At 59.4% G+C, this 15,343-nt stretch carries 15 protein-coding genes; 12 read left to right on the top strand and 3 right to left on the bottom strand.

Features of this window, described 5'->3' with window-relative positions; translation table 11 throughout:
- Positions 1–2 precede the first annotated feature (2 nt).
- Together BGE01nite_RS19435 and BGE01nite_RS19430 are read right to left on the bottom strand one after the other, a co-directional pair.
- Positions 3–1,376 carry a sulfatase gene (locus tag BGE01nite_RS19435; RefSeq protein ID WP_146852731.1) on the bottom strand — a complete coding sequence of 458 codons (1,374 nt, stop codon included), beginning with the start codon at positions 1,374–1,376 and terminating at the stop codon, positions 3–5.
- A 49-nt stretch (positions 1,377–1,425) separates the two neighbouring features.
- On the bottom strand, positions 1,426–1,797 hold the full coding sequence (locus BGE01nite_RS19430; protein ID WP_146852729.1) for a cupin domain-containing protein: 372 nt from the start codon (positions 1,795–1,797) through the stop codon (positions 1,426–1,428).
- A 90-nt stretch (positions 1,798–1,887) separates the two neighbouring features.
- Here BGE01nite_RS19430 and BGE01nite_RS19425 point away from each other — a divergent pair, with 90 nt between their 5' ends.
- The 10 genes from BGE01nite_RS19425 to BGE01nite_RS19380 all read left to right on the top strand — a co-directional run bounded on the left by BGE01nite_RS19425 (position 1,888) and on the right by BGE01nite_RS19380 (position 11,895).
- Positions 1,888–2,118, top strand: a complete 231-nt coding sequence (locus BGE01nite_RS19425; protein ID WP_146852727.1) for a hypothetical protein — start codon at positions 1,888–1,890, stop codon at positions 2,116–2,118.
- An 88-nt stretch (positions 2,119–2,206) separates the two neighbouring features.
- Positions 2,207–3,493, top strand: coding sequence for a glutamate-1-semialdehyde 2,1-aminomutase (hemL, locus tag BGE01nite_RS19420; protein ID WP_146852725.1), 1,287 nt, complete (start codon positions 2,207–2,209; stop codon positions 3,491–3,493).
- A 41-nt stretch (positions 3,494–3,534) separates the two neighbouring features.
- Positions 3,535–3,822: a hypothetical protein gene (locus tag BGE01nite_RS19415; protein WP_146852723.1), complete on the top strand. Its 288-nt coding sequence runs from the start codon at positions 3,535–3,537 to the stop codon at positions 3,820–3,822.
- Positions 3,815–4,153 (top strand): type II toxin-antitoxin system RelE/ParE family toxin, encoded by a 339-nt coding sequence (locus BGE01nite_RS19410; RefSeq protein WP_146852721.1) that lies wholly within the window; start codon positions 3,815–3,817, stop codon positions 4,151–4,153. The genes BGE01nite_RS19415 and BGE01nite_RS19410 overlap by 8 nt, the downstream gene beginning before the upstream one ends.
- A gap of 42 nt (positions 4,154–4,195) precedes the next feature.
- Complete coding sequence (locus tag BGE01nite_RS19405) at positions 4,196–4,543, top strand: cupin domain-containing protein (protein WP_146852719.1); 348 nt, start codon at positions 4,196–4,198, stop codon at positions 4,541–4,543.
- A gap of 6 nt (positions 4,544–4,549) precedes the next feature.
- Positions 4,550–4,879, top strand: coding sequence for a putative signal transducing protein (locus BGE01nite_RS19400; RefSeq protein ID WP_146852717.1), 330 nt, complete (start codon positions 4,550–4,552; stop codon positions 4,877–4,879).
- Positions 4,880–4,955: 76 nt separating this feature from the next.
- A complete protein-coding gene (locus BGE01nite_RS19395) occupies positions 4,956–7,163 on the top strand; it encodes an excinuclease ABC subunit UvrB (protein ID WP_146852715.1) in 2,208 nt (735 codons plus the stop codon).
- Positions 7,164–7,212: 49 nt separating this feature from the next.
- Entirely contained in the window at positions 7,213–8,625 is a 1,413-nt protein-coding gene (locus BGE01nite_RS19390; RefSeq protein ID WP_146852713.1) for a hypothetical protein, read from the top strand.
- A gap of 37 nt (positions 8,626–8,662) precedes the next feature.
- Positions 8,663–10,408 carry a 3-keto-alpha-glucoside-1,2-lyase-like domain-containing protein gene (locus BGE01nite_RS19385; protein ID WP_218033041.1) on the top strand — a complete coding sequence of 582 codons (1,746 nt, stop codon included), beginning with the start codon at positions 8,663–8,665 and terminating at the stop codon, positions 10,406–10,408.
- 5 nt (positions 10,409–10,413) lie between these two features.
- Positions 10,414–11,895 (top strand): hypothetical protein, encoded by a 1,482-nt coding sequence (locus tag BGE01nite_RS19380; RefSeq protein WP_246145762.1) that lies wholly within the window; start codon positions 10,414–10,416, stop codon positions 11,893–11,895.
- 4 nt (positions 11,896–11,899) lie between these two features.
- Here the strand turns inward: BGE01nite_RS19380 and BGE01nite_RS19375 are convergent, their stop codons facing one another.
- Complete coding sequence (locus BGE01nite_RS19375; RefSeq protein ID WP_146852709.1) at positions 11,900–13,054, bottom strand: XylR family transcriptional regulator; 1,155 nt, start codon at positions 13,052–13,054, stop codon at positions 11,900–11,902.
- A gap of 99 nt (positions 13,055–13,153) precedes the next feature.
- On the opposite strand from BGE01nite_RS19375, the gene BGE01nite_RS19370 reads away from it, so the two are divergent.
- Positions 13,154–14,404, top strand: a complete 1,251-nt coding sequence (locus tag BGE01nite_RS19370) for an MFS transporter (protein ID WP_146852707.1) — start codon at positions 13,154–13,156, stop codon at positions 14,402–14,404.
- 25 nt (positions 14,405–14,429) lie between these two features.
- Positions 14,430–15,326: a sugar phosphate isomerase/epimerase family protein gene (locus BGE01nite_RS19365; protein ID WP_146852705.1), complete on the top strand. Its 897-nt coding sequence runs from the start codon at positions 14,430–14,432 to the stop codon at positions 15,324–15,326.
- Positions 15,327–15,343 lie beyond the last annotated feature (17 nt).

Here is a 15,343-nt window from a genome sequence, read left to right as displayed (position 1 = left end):
GGTCACTCCGCCTTCTTCTTTTTCTTCACCGGCCGGTTCGCATTCGGACTCTCAAACGTTGGCGCGATCGTTCCCTTCTCCCATTCCGCAATCGCGTCGGTGAATTGCGCCACCATCTCCGCCTTCTCCTTCGCGAGATTCTTCGCCTCGCCCACGTCCACCGCCAGATCATAGAGCTCCGGCTCGCCACCCGCTTTCTGCACAAACTTCCACGGCCCCTGCCGCACCGCATGCGTGCCTTTGAACCCACCGGTGCGCCAGAAGAGCCGCTCATGCGGCGCGCCTGATTTTTCACCGCTCAGATACGGCATCAGATCCACACCATCAATCGGCCGGTCCTTCGGCACCTCACCACCGGCCAGCGTCACCGCCGTCGGCAGAAAATCGAGAGAGATCACCGGCTGCTCATACACACCCGGCTTCAGCTTCGCCGGCCAGCTCACCAGGAAAGGCACGCGCATGCCGCCCTCATACAGAGAGCCCTTTGCACCCTGCAGTGGCGAGTTGTCCGTGAAGTTCCCCAGATTGCGGAAAGCCAGGTGTGGCCCACCATTGTCACTCACAAAAAACACCAGTGTGTTCTCACGCTGCTTTGTTGCTTCCAGCTTGTCCATCACCTGCCCAATCGCCGCATCCATCGCACACACCATCGCCGCATAGGTGCGGCGGTTCCCCTCCTCAATGTGCCCCAGCTTCGCCAGCCAGGACTCCGGCGCCTCCAGCGGTGTGTGCGGTGCGTTGAAGGCCAGATAAAGCATCCACGGCTTGCCATCCTCAGCATGACGCTGGACATACGCCGCCGCCTCATCACCAAACTGCTCAGTCAGATATTTGGTTTGCGCTTCACTCTTGCCATTTCGATCCAGCGGGATGGAATACTCCACAGCGGCGACCTTGCCGCTTTCAGGAAAGTACTTATGCCCTCCACCAAGAGCGCCAAAGTATTCATCAAATCCGCGCTTCATCGGATGAAACTGCGGATGCGCGCCCAGATGCCACTTCCCCACCGCACCCGTGCTGTATCCAGCCTTCCTCATCAGCTCCGGAAGCGTGATCTGATCCATGCGCAAACCCTCCGTCGTGCTCTCCGGTTTCCAGCCCGGATTGTTCTCATGCCCGAATCGATGCTGATACCGCCCTGTCAGCATCCCTGCACGCGTGGGACTGCAAAACGAGTGCGAGACATAACCATTCGTGCAGCGGATGCCTGACGCCGCGAGCTTGTCCAGATGCGGCGTCGGGATCTCCTTCGATCCTTGGAACCCCACATCATTATACCCCAGATCATCCGCCACGATGATGAGCACATTGGGCCTGTCCGCCGACATGACAGAAGCCGCGATAAATACAAACGAGGAAAGAAGCGCACGAAGCATAGTGCGCTCTCAAACGAGCCCGACTCGCCGGGCTTGCATCAAACTTGGTTCACCCCTCCGCCAGATAGTAATCATCATCCGCGATGTCCGGAATGCCGACCACCAACACGCGCATCTTCCCCTTCGCCCCATGCACCACACCCGGCGGGATGTGCACCAGCGAGCCCTTCGTCACCGCATGCTCCTTGCCATCCAGAGACACCGTGCCTTCACCATCCAGCACATAGTACAGCTCCGTGGAGCGCTTGTGATAGTGCGGCTTCGCACCATCGATATCCACCGCATGCGCCCAGGCTGCGGGCGACTGCGCCTCATCCTCACGGCTGATCAACCGGTCACGCCAGCCGCAGCTACTGCGCTCACGCGGCGTGTGGCCTTCATGACGGATGAGAGTGGGTCCGATGGAAACGCTGGTGCTCATGGCGCAGCCAAAAGGACGTCAAACTCGTTACAAAGCCAGTCCAAATTTCGATTGGCTCCAGCGGTGATCTCGTGATCAATCATTTCCGACATGAAAACACTCTGCCAGATCCTTTCGGTGCTCATCGGCCTCGTCTGCGCCGTGCTGATGCTCTTCGGCATCATCCCGCTGCTTGGTTGGACACTCTGGGCCACGCTCGGTCTCTGTGTTCTCGGCATCATCTTCGGCGCCTTCCCGGAGCGGAAGATCGGCCTCACCATCAACGTCGCCGTCGCCGTGGTGGCCATCCTCCGCCTCTTCCTGGGCGGTGGAGTCGTCTAAGAGGGATCCAGGGAAAAACACGGGCTTTCTTCCGCTGTAAATCTGGCCAAGGATACGTTTGAATACCCTTCAAACCTTTCCTCTGACCATGCCCAACGGCCCCATTTCGACCAAGCTCTTTGATCTCGCCAAGAAGTACATCCCCGGCGGTGTGAACTCACCCGTCCGCGCCTTCCGCAATGTCGGTGGCGACCCCTTCTTCGTGCAGCGCGCCAAAGGCTGCCGCATCTGGGATGTCGATGGTCGTGAGATGATCGACTTCGTCGGCACCTGGGGTCCCGCCATCCTCGGTCATGCGCCGATCCCCATTCTGGAAGCCATCAACAACGCGGCAAAGGAAGGCGTGAGCTTCGGCATCCCGAATCCCTATGAAGTGAAGATGGCGCAAACCATCTGCGAGTGGGTCCCTTCCATCCAAAAAGTGCGCATGGTCAGCAGCGGCACCGAGGCCACCATGTCCGCCATCCGCCTCGCTCGCGGCTTCACCGGTCGTCATCGCTTGGTGAAGTTTGACGGCTGCTACCACGGCCATAGTGACAGCCTCCTCGTCGCTGCTGGCAGCGGTGCCTTGACCCATGGTCATCCCGACAGCGCCGGCGTGCCACCTGCTTTCGCCGATCTCACAAGTGTGCTGCCCTTCAACGACGAAGCCGCCCTCGAAGAACTCTTTGAAAAGAAAGGTCACGAGATCGCCGCGCTCATTGTCGAGCCTTATCCAGCGAACGCAGGCCTCATCCTGCCGAAACCCGGCTTCCTCCAGAAGCTGCGCGATATCACCACCAAGCACGGCACCGTGCTCATCTTCGATGAAGTCATGACCGGCTTCCGCCTCGCCAAAGGCGGCGTGCAGGAGCTGGAAGGCATCACCCCTGATCTCACCTGCCTTGGCAAGGTCATCGGCGGCGGCATGCCCGTCGGCGCCTTCGGTGGTCGTGCGGACATCATGGATTATCTCGCCCCGCTGGGTCCGGTGTATCAGGCCGGCACCCTCAGCGGCAACCCCGTCGCCATGGCCGCCGGTCTCGCACAGCTCCGTGAGCTCGATAAACAAAAGGGATACGCCTACCTCGAAGAGATCGGCCAGGTCATGGAAGACGCTGTGCTGGATGTGCTGAAGAAGAAAGGCCTGAACTACCGCTGGTATCGCAAAGGCAGCATGTTCTGCCTCTTCTTCACCGAGAAAGAAGTGCACAATCTCCATGACGCCAAGACCTCCGACCTCGCCTCCTTCCGCAAGTTCTTCCACCACTGCCTCGACAACGGCGTCTACTTCGCCCCCAGCCAGTTCGAAACCGGCTTCATCAGCATGGCCCACGCGAAAGCGGACATGGACCGGACAGCGGAAGTGGCTGCTGCTGCACTGGCGGCTTTGTAAAAAGAAGTGCCCGGCAGGACGTTTGATGATATTCTTCCACCATGCCAAAGCTCACCATTGATCTTCCAGACTCAGTGATGCCCTACCTGACCCAGAAGGCCGAGGGGTGGAAGCAAACGCCCGAAGGCTTTCTTTCCAGCTACGTGGTTCATGCGCTGGAGCATGAGGAAGAGTCTGAGCACGAGTATGCTGACCCGTCACAGAAAGCCTTGGAAGACATTTTGGAGGAACGCATGAAAGGACCTTTCGTGCCTGTTCCCGAAGACTTGGTCGATCAAGTGATGGAAAAGGCCATGGAACGGGTGAGACAGCGCCAAGCTCATGTTTGATCCAGATGAGCACATGCACCCCGATGTCGGGGAAATTGATCTGGTAGAAATTGCCGAGTTCATTGCGCTGGACGATCCAGACGCTGCGAGAAGAGTCGTGCAGACGATCCGTGACACGTTTCCTCTCCTGGCCACCCAACCAAAATTAGGAACAGAGCTACACCCTGTTCGTTCAGTGCTACGCGGCCTCCGCATGATGCCCGTCATGGCCTACCCTAACTACCTCATCTACTACTTCCCGCCCCCACTCGATGCAGGCGTGCGCATTTTGTATGTCCTCCACGCCGCCCGTGACGCTTCAAGTTATGTGCGCGATCACCAGCGTCGGTGATTGACTTCGTCATTCGGATTTCGACATTCGTCATTACCCACTATGTCCTCTCCCCGCTTCGCCGTCGCCCAGCTTGATGAGATCACGCCCACACCTTGCCCTTGTGGCCAGGCACGCCGCGCCTTCAAGGAGCCCTGGAATACCCTGGCCACCGTGCATCTCACGGACATCCATGCGGACAGCAAGGCGCACTACCACCAGAAGATGACGGAGATCTACATCGTGCTCGAGGGAGAAGGCCACCTTGAGGCCGATGGCCAGATCATCCCGCTCAAGCCCATGACCACCGTCATGATCCGCCCCGGCTGCGTCCACCGCGCCGTCGGCAAATTGAAGATCATCAATGTCCCCATGCCGCCCTTTGATCCGGCGGATGAGTTCGAGGTCTAAGCCACTATGAAAGAGCTCTACACCAGCATGGATTCCAGCCGCATCGGCTTTTACAAGTCAGTGCTCGATGAGGCAGGCATCGTCTGCTTCATCCAGAACGACGCCGGCGCACAAACACTGAACGTCATCTCGCCCATCTTCCAGCCCACGCTCTGCATTGTGGATGACAGCCGCTACGATGAGGCCATCGCGCTCCTGAAGCCGCATCACTATCCCGAAACACCGGAAAGCACCGCCGAGTGGACCTGTGCCAAGTGCAATGAGGAAAACCCCGCCGAGTTCGAGGTCTGCTGGAACTGCGAGACCGCACGCGACGGCTCCAGCGCAAAGGACTGAAAAAGTTGCAGAGGTGAACAGTTGAACAGGGGTTGCCAGCCAGCCCTGGGGGACGTATTTCGGGTTCTACCCTCCTATGTCTTCCCCCTTTCGTCTCAATCCCGAGTTCCATCCGCGTGGCGACCAGGCACAAGCCATCGCGAAGCTGGTGAAGTCCGTGAAGGCTGGAAACAGGCACCAGACCCTGCTCGGCGTCACCGGCTCCGGGAAGACATTCACCATGGCGAATGTCATCGAGCAGATCGGCAAGCCCTCGCTGATCTTCAGCCATAACAAGACGCTGGCTGCGCAGCTTTACTCGGAGTTTAAGAACTTCTTCCCGGACAACTCGGTCGAGTACTTCGTCAGCTACTTTGACTACTACCAGCCCGAGGCCTACATCGCGCGCACAGACACCTACATCGAGAAGGACTCGAACGTGAATGACGAGATCGAGCGCCTGCGTCTCTCCAGCATGGGCGCGCTGCTCACGCGGCCAGATGCCATCGTCGTCGCCTCCGTGTCCTGCATCTACGGCTTGGGTTCGCCCGAGGACTATGAGGGCATGATGGTTCCCATGCATGTCGGCCAGCAAATGACCCGCGAGACCCTGCTCACCAGCCTGGTAAACATGCTCTACGAGCGCAATGACATCCAGCTCAAGCGCGGTGCCTTCCGTGCGCGTGGAGATGTGGTGGAGGTCGTGCCCGCCTACCTCGACAGTGAGGCCATCCGCATCGAGTTCTTTGGTGATGAGATCGACCGCATCAGCGCCGTGGACGTTCTCACCGGCACCGTCACGCTGAAGATGCCCAGCTACACGCTTTTCCCTGCCAAACAGTTCGTTACGCCAGGTGACAAGATGAAAAAGGCCATCGTCCATATCCGGGACGAGATGACTGAACGCGTGGCCTGGTTTGAAAAGGAAGGCAAGCTCCTCGAGGCCCAGCGCCTGCGCATGCGCACGGAGCATGACATCGAGATGATGCAGGAGATGGGCTTCTGCCAGGGCATTGAGAACTACAGCCGCCATCTCACCGGCCGCGCGCCAGGAGCCACACCCGGCACCCTGCTGGACTTCTTCCGCGAGCCGCCGCTCGTTTTTGTGGATGAAAGCCACGCCACCATCCCGCAGATCGGCGGCATGTATGAGGGGGATAAATCCCGCAAGACCGTCCTCGTCGACCACGGCTTCCGCCTGCCCAGCGCGATGGACAACCGCCCGCTGAAGTTCAACGAGTTCATGGGCAAGGTGGGCCAGCTCGTTTATGTCAGCGCCACCCCGGCCCGCTTTGAGATGGAGAACAGTGTGGTCGGCAACCAGGGCTATATCCCCCATAAGCGCGAGCGCATCGGTGAGGAAGAAACCGTGCCCGCGGCCCTACCAGGTCTCAGCATCCGCGCCAGCGGGAACGCCCAGCCCGTGGAGAAGTTTGATGTCACCACGAAAGGTCGCAACCTCGTGGTCGAACAAATTATTCGTCCAACAGGCCTCCTCGATCCCATCATCACCATCAAGCCACTCAAGGGCCAGATTGACGAGACCATCGAGCTCTGCCGCCAGCGCATCGAGAAGGGTGAGCGTGTGCTCGTCACCACCCTGACCAAGCGCACCGCCGAGGACTTGACCGACTACCTGCGGAACATCGACATGAAGGTGCGCTACCTGCATAGCGATATCGACGCCATCGAGCGCGTGGAGATCCTCCGCAGCCTGCGCAAAGGCGACTGTGATGTGCTCGTGGGTATCAACCTACTTCGTGAAGGTCTCGACCTTCCAGAGGTGAGTCTCGTCTGCATCCTGGATGCGGACAAAGAAGGCTTCCTGCGCAGCGAGACCTCCCTCATCCAGACCGCGGGACGTGCCGCACGTCACGTCGGGGGTGAGGTGGTGCTTTTCGCGGATCTTGAGACCCAGAGCATCCGCGCGCTCCTCAGCATCAGCCGGCATCGCCGCGAGGTGCAGGAAAGCCATAACCAAAAGCATGGTATCACGCCTCAGACCGTGCGCCGCGCGGTTCAGGAGAGCCTGCAGATCCTCGGCAAGGCCAAGGACATCGAGGAAAATGTCCTGCGCGAAGGCGGTGGAGGCGACTTCGTCGTCACCGAGGTCATCCGCGAGCTCGAAGGTGAGATGGCCGAAGCCGCCATCAAGCTCGAGTTCGAACGCGCCGCCCTCCTCCGCGACCAGATCCGCGAGCTCAAGAAGCAAGCCGGCCTCAATCCCGATGATGGCGGTTCCTTGCCAAAGCCGAAGAAAGTCAGCTATGGCAAGTTCAAGCGCGGCAAGGGCAAGAAAGGCTGATCCCTTGGCAGAGTTTCCATCCGGGCACGTAGGTACAACGACCTCCCGTATGAATCTGCGTGCCCTCATCCTTGTCTGTCTTGCGTGTTCACCTATTCACGCCGCTGATGCGCCGCGTGTCTTCAAAGCCGGAGCTGCCACCAGCAATGTCACCCCTGAACTTGGCACCTCCATCAATGGCGGCTTTCAGGATGGCACAGCCACTTTCATCCATGATGAGTTGCACGTACGCTGCCTCGCGCTGGATGACGGACAGACGAAACTCGCCCTTGTCGTCGTGGACAGTTGCGTGATTGGCCGCGCCGTCTTCGATGAAGCCCGCAAGATGGTCAATGAGGCCACCGGCCTGCCGATGGAGAACATGCTCATGTCCGCCACGCACTCACACTCCTGTGGCACGCTCCAGGCCGTGGGCCAGAGTGAACCCAACCCGCTGTATCAGCGCTTCGTCGCACGACGCATCGCAGATGGTGTGCGCCGCGCCCTCACCAATCTCGCGCCTGCCAAGATCGGCTGGGGCTTTGGCGAGGTGCCGCAGCATGTTTTCAACCGCCGCTGGCGCTTGAAGCCAGGCACCGTGCCCGCATCACCCCACGGAGTGACCACCGAGCAGGTGAAGACCAATCCCGGCATCAAGAACCCGAACCTCGACCAGCCCGCCGGCCCCACGGATCCACAGGTGTGGTTCATCTCCGTGCAGTCAGCGGAAGGAAAGCCCCTCGCCCTGTATGCCAACTACTCGCTACACTATGTCGGAGGTGTCGGTGCGGGTCACATCTCCGCAGACTACTTCGGTGCCTTTGCGAATCGCGTCGGCGAGCTGCTGAATGCAGAGCAATTGGATCCGCCCTTCGTCGGTGCCATGTCGAATGGCACCAGCGGCGACATCAACAACATCGACTTCCGCGGCAGCCAGGTCAAACAGCCGCCCTACGGCCAGATCAAACTCGTCGCCAATGATGTCGCTCAGGAAGTCGCCCGTGTGTGCAAAACACTCGTCTATCATGATTGGGTTCCGCTCGCCGTCGCGCAAAAAGAAATCACTCTCGGCCTGCGCCTACCTTCCAAAGATGAGGCCGCTAAGGCACGAGAAGTGATGAAGCAATCCAAGCTTTTTCCGCGCATGGAAACCATGGAGCAGGTCTATGCCCGCGAGACCGTGCTGCTCAGCGAGTTCCCACCTGAAGTCTCCGCGCCGCTGCAAGTCCTGAAAATAGGGGACCTGCGGGTCTCAGCCATTCCTGCGGAAACCTTTGTGGAGATCGGTCTCGAGCTAAAAAAGCGCCACGCTCAAACCTTTACCGTCTCTCTCGCCAACGCCTATCACGGCTACCTGCCCACACCGGAGCATCACAAGCTCGGTGGCTATGAAACCTGGCGCGCGCGGTCAAGCTGCCTGGAAGTCGATGCGTCCACGAAGATCCTTGCCGGGCTCGAGGAGCTCTTTGAGAAACTCAAGTAACAGCCATCAGCCGAAAGGCCTAACCACCATTGACCTCATGAAGACGCCGCGCGCACTCCGTCTGCTGCTGCTCGCGGGTCTCATGCTTGGATCACCTGCCTCAGGGCAATCGAACTCTTCGCCAGATCTGCCCTGGCGTGCTCTACCCTTGATCAGGGACAACAAAGTCGACACTGCGTGGTCACAGGTCGGCTGGGGTAGTTTCGTCGTCGACGATGGCGCTTTGCGCACGGAGCCCGATGACCGCGGCATGGGCCTTCTCCTCTATACGAAAGAGAAGCTTGGGGACTGCCAGATCCGCATTGTCTACCGCTGCGAGAAGCCCAAATCGAACGCCGGCATCTACGTCCGGCTTGATGACGGCATCCTCGCCAAGGCAGGAGAGAAGTCACCCGAGGTGCATCGTGATGAAAAGACCGGCCGCCTCTCCAAAGCCATGCTGCAGGTGCTGGAAGATGCCTCCAACAAACACCTCGGTGCCTGGTATCCCGTGCATCACGGCTACGAAGTTCAGATCATGGACGATACGGATGAGTTCCATCGCACCGGTGCCATCTACTCCCTGGCCAAGTCCGCGCCTCTTCCACCGAAACCGCAGACCGAGTGGCGCACGATGATCATCACGCTCAATGCCACACGCATCCGCGTCGAGGTCGATGGCACGCTTCTCAGCACTTTTGATTCGGCCGCGAAGGATCTTCCGCCGCGAAAAAAATGGACCGAACCCATCCGCGACATTCCCCGCCCCACGCACGGCTATATCGGCCTACAAAATCATGATCCGGGTGACGTCATCTGGTTCAAGGAGATCAGCGTTCGTCCGCTCGCCAAAGCATCTACCACCCAAGCAGCTCCCAAAGCCGCCACTTTCGAAACCATGTGGGGCAAGGAAGGCGAAGCCCCCGGTGACTTTAACATTCCCATCGGCATCGCCATCAATGCCGCGGATGAGATCTTCATCTCCGATCACTACAACAGCCGCGTGCAGAAGTTCGATGCAGACGGTAAACTGCTGGCCCACTTTCCCGTGCTGCCCAATCCCGGTGGCATCACCGCAGATGGCGACCTGCTTTACATCACGCATTTTCCGGTCGCACGAGTGAACCAGACCAAGGCCCAGGACCGCGTGAGTGTCTATTCGCAGAAAGGTGAGTTCATCCGCGAGTGGGGATCTACAGGCACCGGTGATGGCCAGCTCAGCTGGCCCGGCGGCCTCGCCGTCAACAAAGCGGGCGAGGTCTTCGTCGCAGATCAAACCAACCGCCGCGTGCAGGTCTTTGATCGTGAAGGAAAGTTCCTCCGCAAATGGGGCGAGTATGGCGTGAAGCCCGGTCAGTTCGGTGGCAACACCAATCCCAAGTCACGTGTCGGCGGCCCGCAGTTCATCGCCATCAATCAAGCGGGCTGCATCTTCACCACCGAGGCCAGCGTTGGTCGCATCCAGAAATTTTCTCCTGAGGGCAAACCGCTGCTCGCCTGGGGAACGCTCGATGACAAGCCCGGAGCCTTCGGCGGCTTCTTCACCGGCTTCAATGCCAAGCTCATCGGCCCCATCGGCATCGCGTTCGATCGTCAGAACCGCCTCTGGATCTCCGCCGTGAGCGGCCGTGTACAGTGCTTCTCACCTGAAGGCACCTACATCGGCGGCATCGGCGATACCCAGGGCACAGAAGAAGGCCAGTTCTACGCCCCTCACGGCGTCGCCATCAACAGCCATAACGAATTGTTCGTCGTCGACACCTACAACCACCGTGTGCAGAAGTATGTGATCACGGCTCCCTAGCTCTCATGACTCTCTCAAGATTCCTTCTCGTCCTCTGCCTGGTCACCATCACCACCCATGCCAGCGCCGAACTCAGCGCCGGTGTTGCCAAGGTGGATATCACCGACCGCACAGGACCTGTGAATGATCCCTGCTTTGCTCGTGCGCTCGTTCTGAAAAATGGCGAAACCACCGCCGTGCTCGTCGCCGTGGATGCGGTGGCGATTGGCGAGATCGGTCGCATAGGCAATGGGTTCCTGGCGAATGTGCGCAGTGAACTCCAGCGTGATCTCGGCATTCCACCCGCCAGCGTCATCATCAATGCCAGCCACTGTCATGGCATCGTGCGTGCAGACTTGCAGCAGCTCGTGGTGCAGGCCGTGAAGGAAGCCGCGATGAACCTGGTGCCAGTCAAAGCAAGCGCAGGCAATGGCAGCGAAAGTCGCATCAGCGAAAACCGCCGCATGACACTGAAGGATGGCTCACAGGTCGACATGCGCCGCGCCTACTCCATGCCGCGTGATGAAGATGTGGCAAGCATCGGCCCCATCGACCCGCAGGTTGGCCTGCTGCGCCTCGACCGCGCCGACGGCACTCCGCTCGCCATCGTGTATCAGTTCGCCTGTCACCCGATCATGAATCCGCCAAGCAAGGGCAACAGCGCGGACTATCCCGGCTTTGCTTCGAAAGTGATCGAGGAAGCCACCGGCGCGACTGCTCTCTTTCTGCAAGGCTGCGGCGGCGACATCAATCCCGTGCACTACAAGGAAGTCAGCCGTCCCGCGAATGCCGAGCCCCTCGGCAGCATGCTTGGCACCACTGTGTTAGCAGCTATTCGCCAATTCAATCCACAAGCGGATACCGCGCTGAAAGTGAGTCGCGAAGTCATCGCACTGCCTCGTGCGGCTGATTTCGAAAAGCGCATTTCCAACATCGAAGCCGAACAAAAAGTGCTTCTGGCCTCTTTGCGACCGACCAACATCAATTTCAAAACCTTCCTGCCGCTGCTCCTCCAGCACAAGATGTCTCCTGACATGCCTTCGCACTATGCGCAGGGCTACCTGCAGGATGCCAAGCCTCTCCAACAGCTCGATGCCGACAACAAGGCCCTCGTCGAAAACTACCTCGGCAATATCACCATCATGGAGAAGCTCACACGCCTGAGCGCCAACCTCTCCTTGCTCAAAAGGCATCTCGAGCAGACGAAAGCTTCCGGAAGCCCCACGCTGGATGTGGAGGTCTGTGGGCTACGTGTCGGCGATTTCAAGCTCGTCACCTTCCCCGGTGAGATCACCGTGCAGGTCGGCCTCAATATCAAGAAAGCCGCGCAGGATGCGAACGCCCATGTCTCGGGCTACACGAACGGCTACATCTACTACACCGCCACCGTCGCCCAGCGCACCAACACCGGCTATGCGCAGGAAGACTGTGATGTGCTTGTGGCTCCTGAGTGGCAGAAGCTCTTCGAGACCAAGGCGCTGGAGGTCTTGCAGAATCTCGCACGCTAAAACTTCACCGCTTGCCCTGCTTCGCTTTGCGATACTTCAGCGGCGTGGTGCCTGTCTGCTGCTTGAAGACATGGATGAAGTACTTGGATTCCTCATAGCCGATGCGCTGCCCGATCTCCGTGATGCTGAGATCCGTGTCCTCCAGAAGCTCGCGAGCGCGAATGATGCGCAGCCGCATCTGCTCCTGCTTCGGTGAACGTCCGAGCTGCTGACGAAACCTTCGATAGGCTGCGCTGCGGCTCAGCGGCACATCCCGCAGCACCTCGTCCACACTCATCGGCGTGCAGGCACCGTCACGAATGCGCCGTGCCGTGCTGGCCACATGCCGGTCCTCCACCGCGATGATGCTGGTGGACTGCCGCTCCATGATCCGTCGAGGTGGATAGAAGCGCGATGGAGGAGGCGGCTGCTTCCCGCTCATGAGCTGGTCCAGCAGCGCTGCAGCCTCATGCCCGATCCTCACTGGATCCACATCAATGCTGCTCATCGGAGGCGTGGTGAGCTGGCAGAGGAACTCGTCATTGTCCACACCGAGCACCGCGATCTCATCCGGCACGGCAAAGCCCGCACGCAGGCAGGCATCCAGCACCTGCTGGCCCCGGTCATCATGACAGGTCATCAGCGCACACGGCCTCGGCAGCTTTGCCAGCCATTGCGTCAAATGTTGCAATTCTTGTTCGGCACCTCGTCTCACTTTCGGATGCTGATACACATCACACTCAAAGCCATGCTCCTTGAGTTCCGCACGAAAGCGGTCCGAGCGCTCGTCCTGATACACATGCTGTCCATACGGCGTGCCGCAGAAGGCGAAGTGTCGAAACCCGCGCTCCAGGAAATGATCCACCGCCATGCGCACCACCAGACGGTTCTCGATGCCCACGATCGGCAGTTTTAATCCTGGCAATGAGGCACGCAGATCAATCAAGGGAACCTTCAGCCGCATCAGCGCCTTCGCCGTGGCTAGATCATTGATGCGCGCGATGATACCATCCCCTTTCCAGGTGCGCAGCCACGGCGGCGGAGGCTCATCAAGTCCATGCGGCTGAAAGGTGATGGACCACGGCCCATGCTTGCGCTGATAGCGGATGATGCCGCGCAGAAGACCACGCCCATATTCACGGGAGGTCTCGACCAGGAGGGCAACACGGGGAGTCGGCATGGCGGCAGCGTAGCACGAATATCAAAACGCTCAAAAAGTGGTGTTTTGTTGGACGAAGTTGGGATGAAAACAGAATTTCCGGCCAGTATCTATCCGCCCATGTTATCCACCGACCCGATCAAGCGAGCCCAGACCATGACCCTCATCGCCGCCTTCCTTGGCTGGATGTTTGACGGCCTGGAGATGGGCATCTTCCCCCTGGTGGCACGCCCGGCCCTGCAGGAGTTTCAAGCAGCCGCGGGCATCATTGATGAGGCCTTCGTGCAGATGTGGATGGGCCGTATCACCGCGACCTTTTTGCTGGGTGCCGCAGCAGGTGGTCTGCTCTTTGGCTGGCTGGGCGACCGCATTGGCCGCGTGCGGGCCATGATGCTCAGCGTCATGGCTTACTCCCTCTTCACGGGTCTGAACTACTTCGCCGAGGCGCCCTGGCAGCTCGCCATGTTTCGCTTCGTCGCCGCACTTGGCATGGGCGGTGAGTGGTCGCTCGGTGTCGCTCTCGTCATGGAGGCCTGGCCATCTGACAAGCGCCCGCTCATGGCGGGCCTCATCGGTGCTGCGGCGAATCTAGGCTATGTGTTCATCGCTGTGCTGGGATTGTTTTTCGCCATCACCACGGAGTCCTGGCGCTGGGTCATGCTGATCGGTGCGGCACCTGCGCTGCTCACCCTTTTCATCATGCGCTTTGTACCGGAGTCGGAAACCTGGAAGCATGCTGTGGCTCAGGATCCGAAGGCGAGTCCACTCCGCGAAATCTTCTCCGGCGCTCTGCGCAAGAACACACTGCTCGCTATTCTATTCGCCTCGGTGGCACTCACCGTGACCTGGGGCATTGTGCAATGGATCCCGCTCTGGGCGGACCAGCTCACTCACGGGCAGCAACCGAAGGCCAAGGCATGGATTCAGATTTGCTCCTGTGTCGGCTCCATGATCAGTTGTCTGATCGCCCCGCTCATCGGTGCCAAGTTCGGTCGTAGACCTGTTTACTTCGCTCTGTGCCTCGGTGCTCTCATCGTCTGCACGCTCTTTTTCCGCACCTTTGACAGCTACGGCGCGGGCTTCCTTCTCATGACAGGGGTCGTCGGTGCGTTCACGGGAGCCTTTTACGGCTGGCTGCCACAGTATCTGCCAGAGCTCTTTCCCACACGTGTGCGCGCCACGGGTCAAGGTGTGGCTTTCAATTCCGGCCGCATCATTGCCGCCATCGGCGCATGGCAGATGGGCAGCGTGATGAGCTTTTTTGGCGGCAGCTATCCAAAGGCCGGAGCGGCCATCGTTTTTGTCTACCTCATCGGCATGGTCGCCATTTGGTTCGCACCCGAGACCAAAGACCGTCCGCTGCCCGAGTGATCTTAAATCCAGCCTCCACACGCGCATGACACCCTGTCTCTTCTCCATCAGCTACGCCGGTTTCTGGGGCCAGTCCGTCCTCAAGCTCACTGACTTCATTCCTCATGCCGCGAAGCTCGGTTATGAGTCCGTGATGATCGCCGGCAAGCGCCCGCATCTCTCACCGCTGGATGCTGCTGAGCAGATCGAGCCGCTCAAAGCCGCGTTAAATGCTGCGAAGATCCGCTGCGATGTGCTCGGTGCTTACACGAACCTCGCGCAACCTGTCGGCGTGGGCTGTGAGGTGCCGCAAATTGAGTTTCAGATTGCCTATGTCGAATCACTCGCACGCATCGCGGCCCAGCTTGGCACCAAGATCGTCCGCATCTTCGGAGCTTATGAGATCGAGGGCCAGGATCCGCAGACTCAATGGAATCGCTGTGTCTCCGCTGTGCGTGAGATGTGTGATCGCGCTGCCGCGCATGGTGTGACGATTGCCCTTCAGAACCATCACGATGTAGGTCTGCATACCGAAGCCTTGCTCGAAATGCTTTCGGACATCGATCGACCTAACTGCAAGCTCGGCTTCGATGCCTGGTCACCGGCCCTGCGCGCTGAAAACGTCTACGAATCCGCCAAACTGGCCGCACCGCATACCGTGATCACCACGAATGCAGACTACATCAAGGTGCCGCGCCATCGCTATCGTCCCGAGCTGGTGAACTACGAACGCCAAGATGTGGACTGGGTGCGCGCTGTGCCTTTTGGCAAGGGTTTCATCGACTACGCCGCCTTCTTCAGCGGCCTGAAAGATGGCGGGTTTGATGGCATCGCCACCTTTGAGATGTGCTCGCCGCTTCGCGGTGGTGGCTCGCTCAAAAACCTGGACACCTGCGCCACCACCTACCTGAGCTGGATGAAGGCCCGCCAACTGATTTCCTGACTGACTCACCGACCCAC

Origin of the sequence: Prosthecobacter gellanilyticus, from assembly GCF_007992435.1 — a bacterium.
Classification (GTDB): Bacteria; Verrucomicrobiota; Verrucomicrobiia; order Verrucomicrobiales; family Verrucomicrobiaceae; genus Prosthecobacter; species Prosthecobacter gellanilyticus.
The sequence above is the reverse complement of the archived record's forward strand: the minus strand, read 5'-3'. Positions and strand labels throughout refer to the sequence as shown.

Bases quoted from the DNA above. Each gene is read 5' to 3' on its own strand.
- BGE01nite_RS19370 (WP_146852707.1), top strand. From the start codon at position 13,154: ATGTTATCCACCGACCCGATCAAGCGAGCCCAGACCATGACCCTCATC.
- BGE01nite_RS19415 (WP_146852723.1), top strand. From the start codon at position 3,535: ATGCCAAAGCTCACCATTGATCTTCCAGACTCAGTGATGCCCTACCTG.
- BGE01nite_RS19375 (WP_146852709.1), bottom strand. From the start codon at position 13,054: ATGCCGACTCCCCGTGTTGCCCTCCTGGTCGAGACCTCCCGTGAATAT.
- BGE01nite_RS19400 (WP_146852717.1), top strand. From the start codon at position 4,550: ATGAAAGAGCTCTACACCAGCATGGATTCCAGCCGCATCGGCTTTTAC.
- BGE01nite_RS19395 (WP_146852715.1), top strand. From the start codon at position 4,956: ATGTCTTCCCCCTTTCGTCTCAATCCCGAGTTCCATCCGCGTGGCGAC.
- BGE01nite_RS19365 (WP_146852705.1), top strand. From the start codon at position 14,430: ATGACACCCTGTCTCTTCTCCATCAGCTACGCCGGTTTCTGGGGCCAG.
- BGE01nite_RS19385 (WP_218033041.1), top strand. From the start codon at position 8,663: ATGAAGACGCCGCGCGCACTCCGTCTGCTGCTGCTCGCGGGTCTCATG.
- BGE01nite_RS19380 (WP_246145762.1), top strand. From the start codon at position 10,414: ATGACTCTCTCAAGATTCCTTCTCGTCCTCTGCCTGGTCACCATCACC.
- BGE01nite_RS19425 (WP_146852727.1), top strand. From the start codon at position 1,888: ATGAAAACACTCTGCCAGATCCTTTCGGTGCTCATCGGCCTCGTCTGC.
- BGE01nite_RS19390 (WP_146852713.1), top strand. From the start codon at position 7,213: ATGAATCTGCGTGCCCTCATCCTTGTCTGTCTTGCGTGTTCACCTATT.
- BGE01nite_RS19405 (WP_146852719.1), top strand. From the start codon at position 4,196: ATGTCCTCTCCCCGCTTCGCCGTCGCCCAGCTTGATGAGATCACGCCC.
- BGE01nite_RS19435 (WP_146852731.1), bottom strand. From the start codon at position 1,376: ATGCTTCGTGCGCTTCTTTCCTCGTTTGTATTTATCGCGGCTTCTGTC.
- BGE01nite_RS19410 (WP_146852721.1), top strand. From the start codon at position 3,815: ATGTTTGATCCAGATGAGCACATGCACCCCGATGTCGGGGAAATTGAT.
- BGE01nite_RS19430 (WP_146852729.1), bottom strand. From the start codon at position 1,797: ATGAGCACCAGCGTTTCCATCGGACCCACTCTCATCCGTCATGAAGGC.
- hemL (WP_146852725.1), top strand. From the start codon at position 2,207: ATGCCCAACGGCCCCATTTCGACCAAGCTCTTTGATCTCGCCAAGAAG.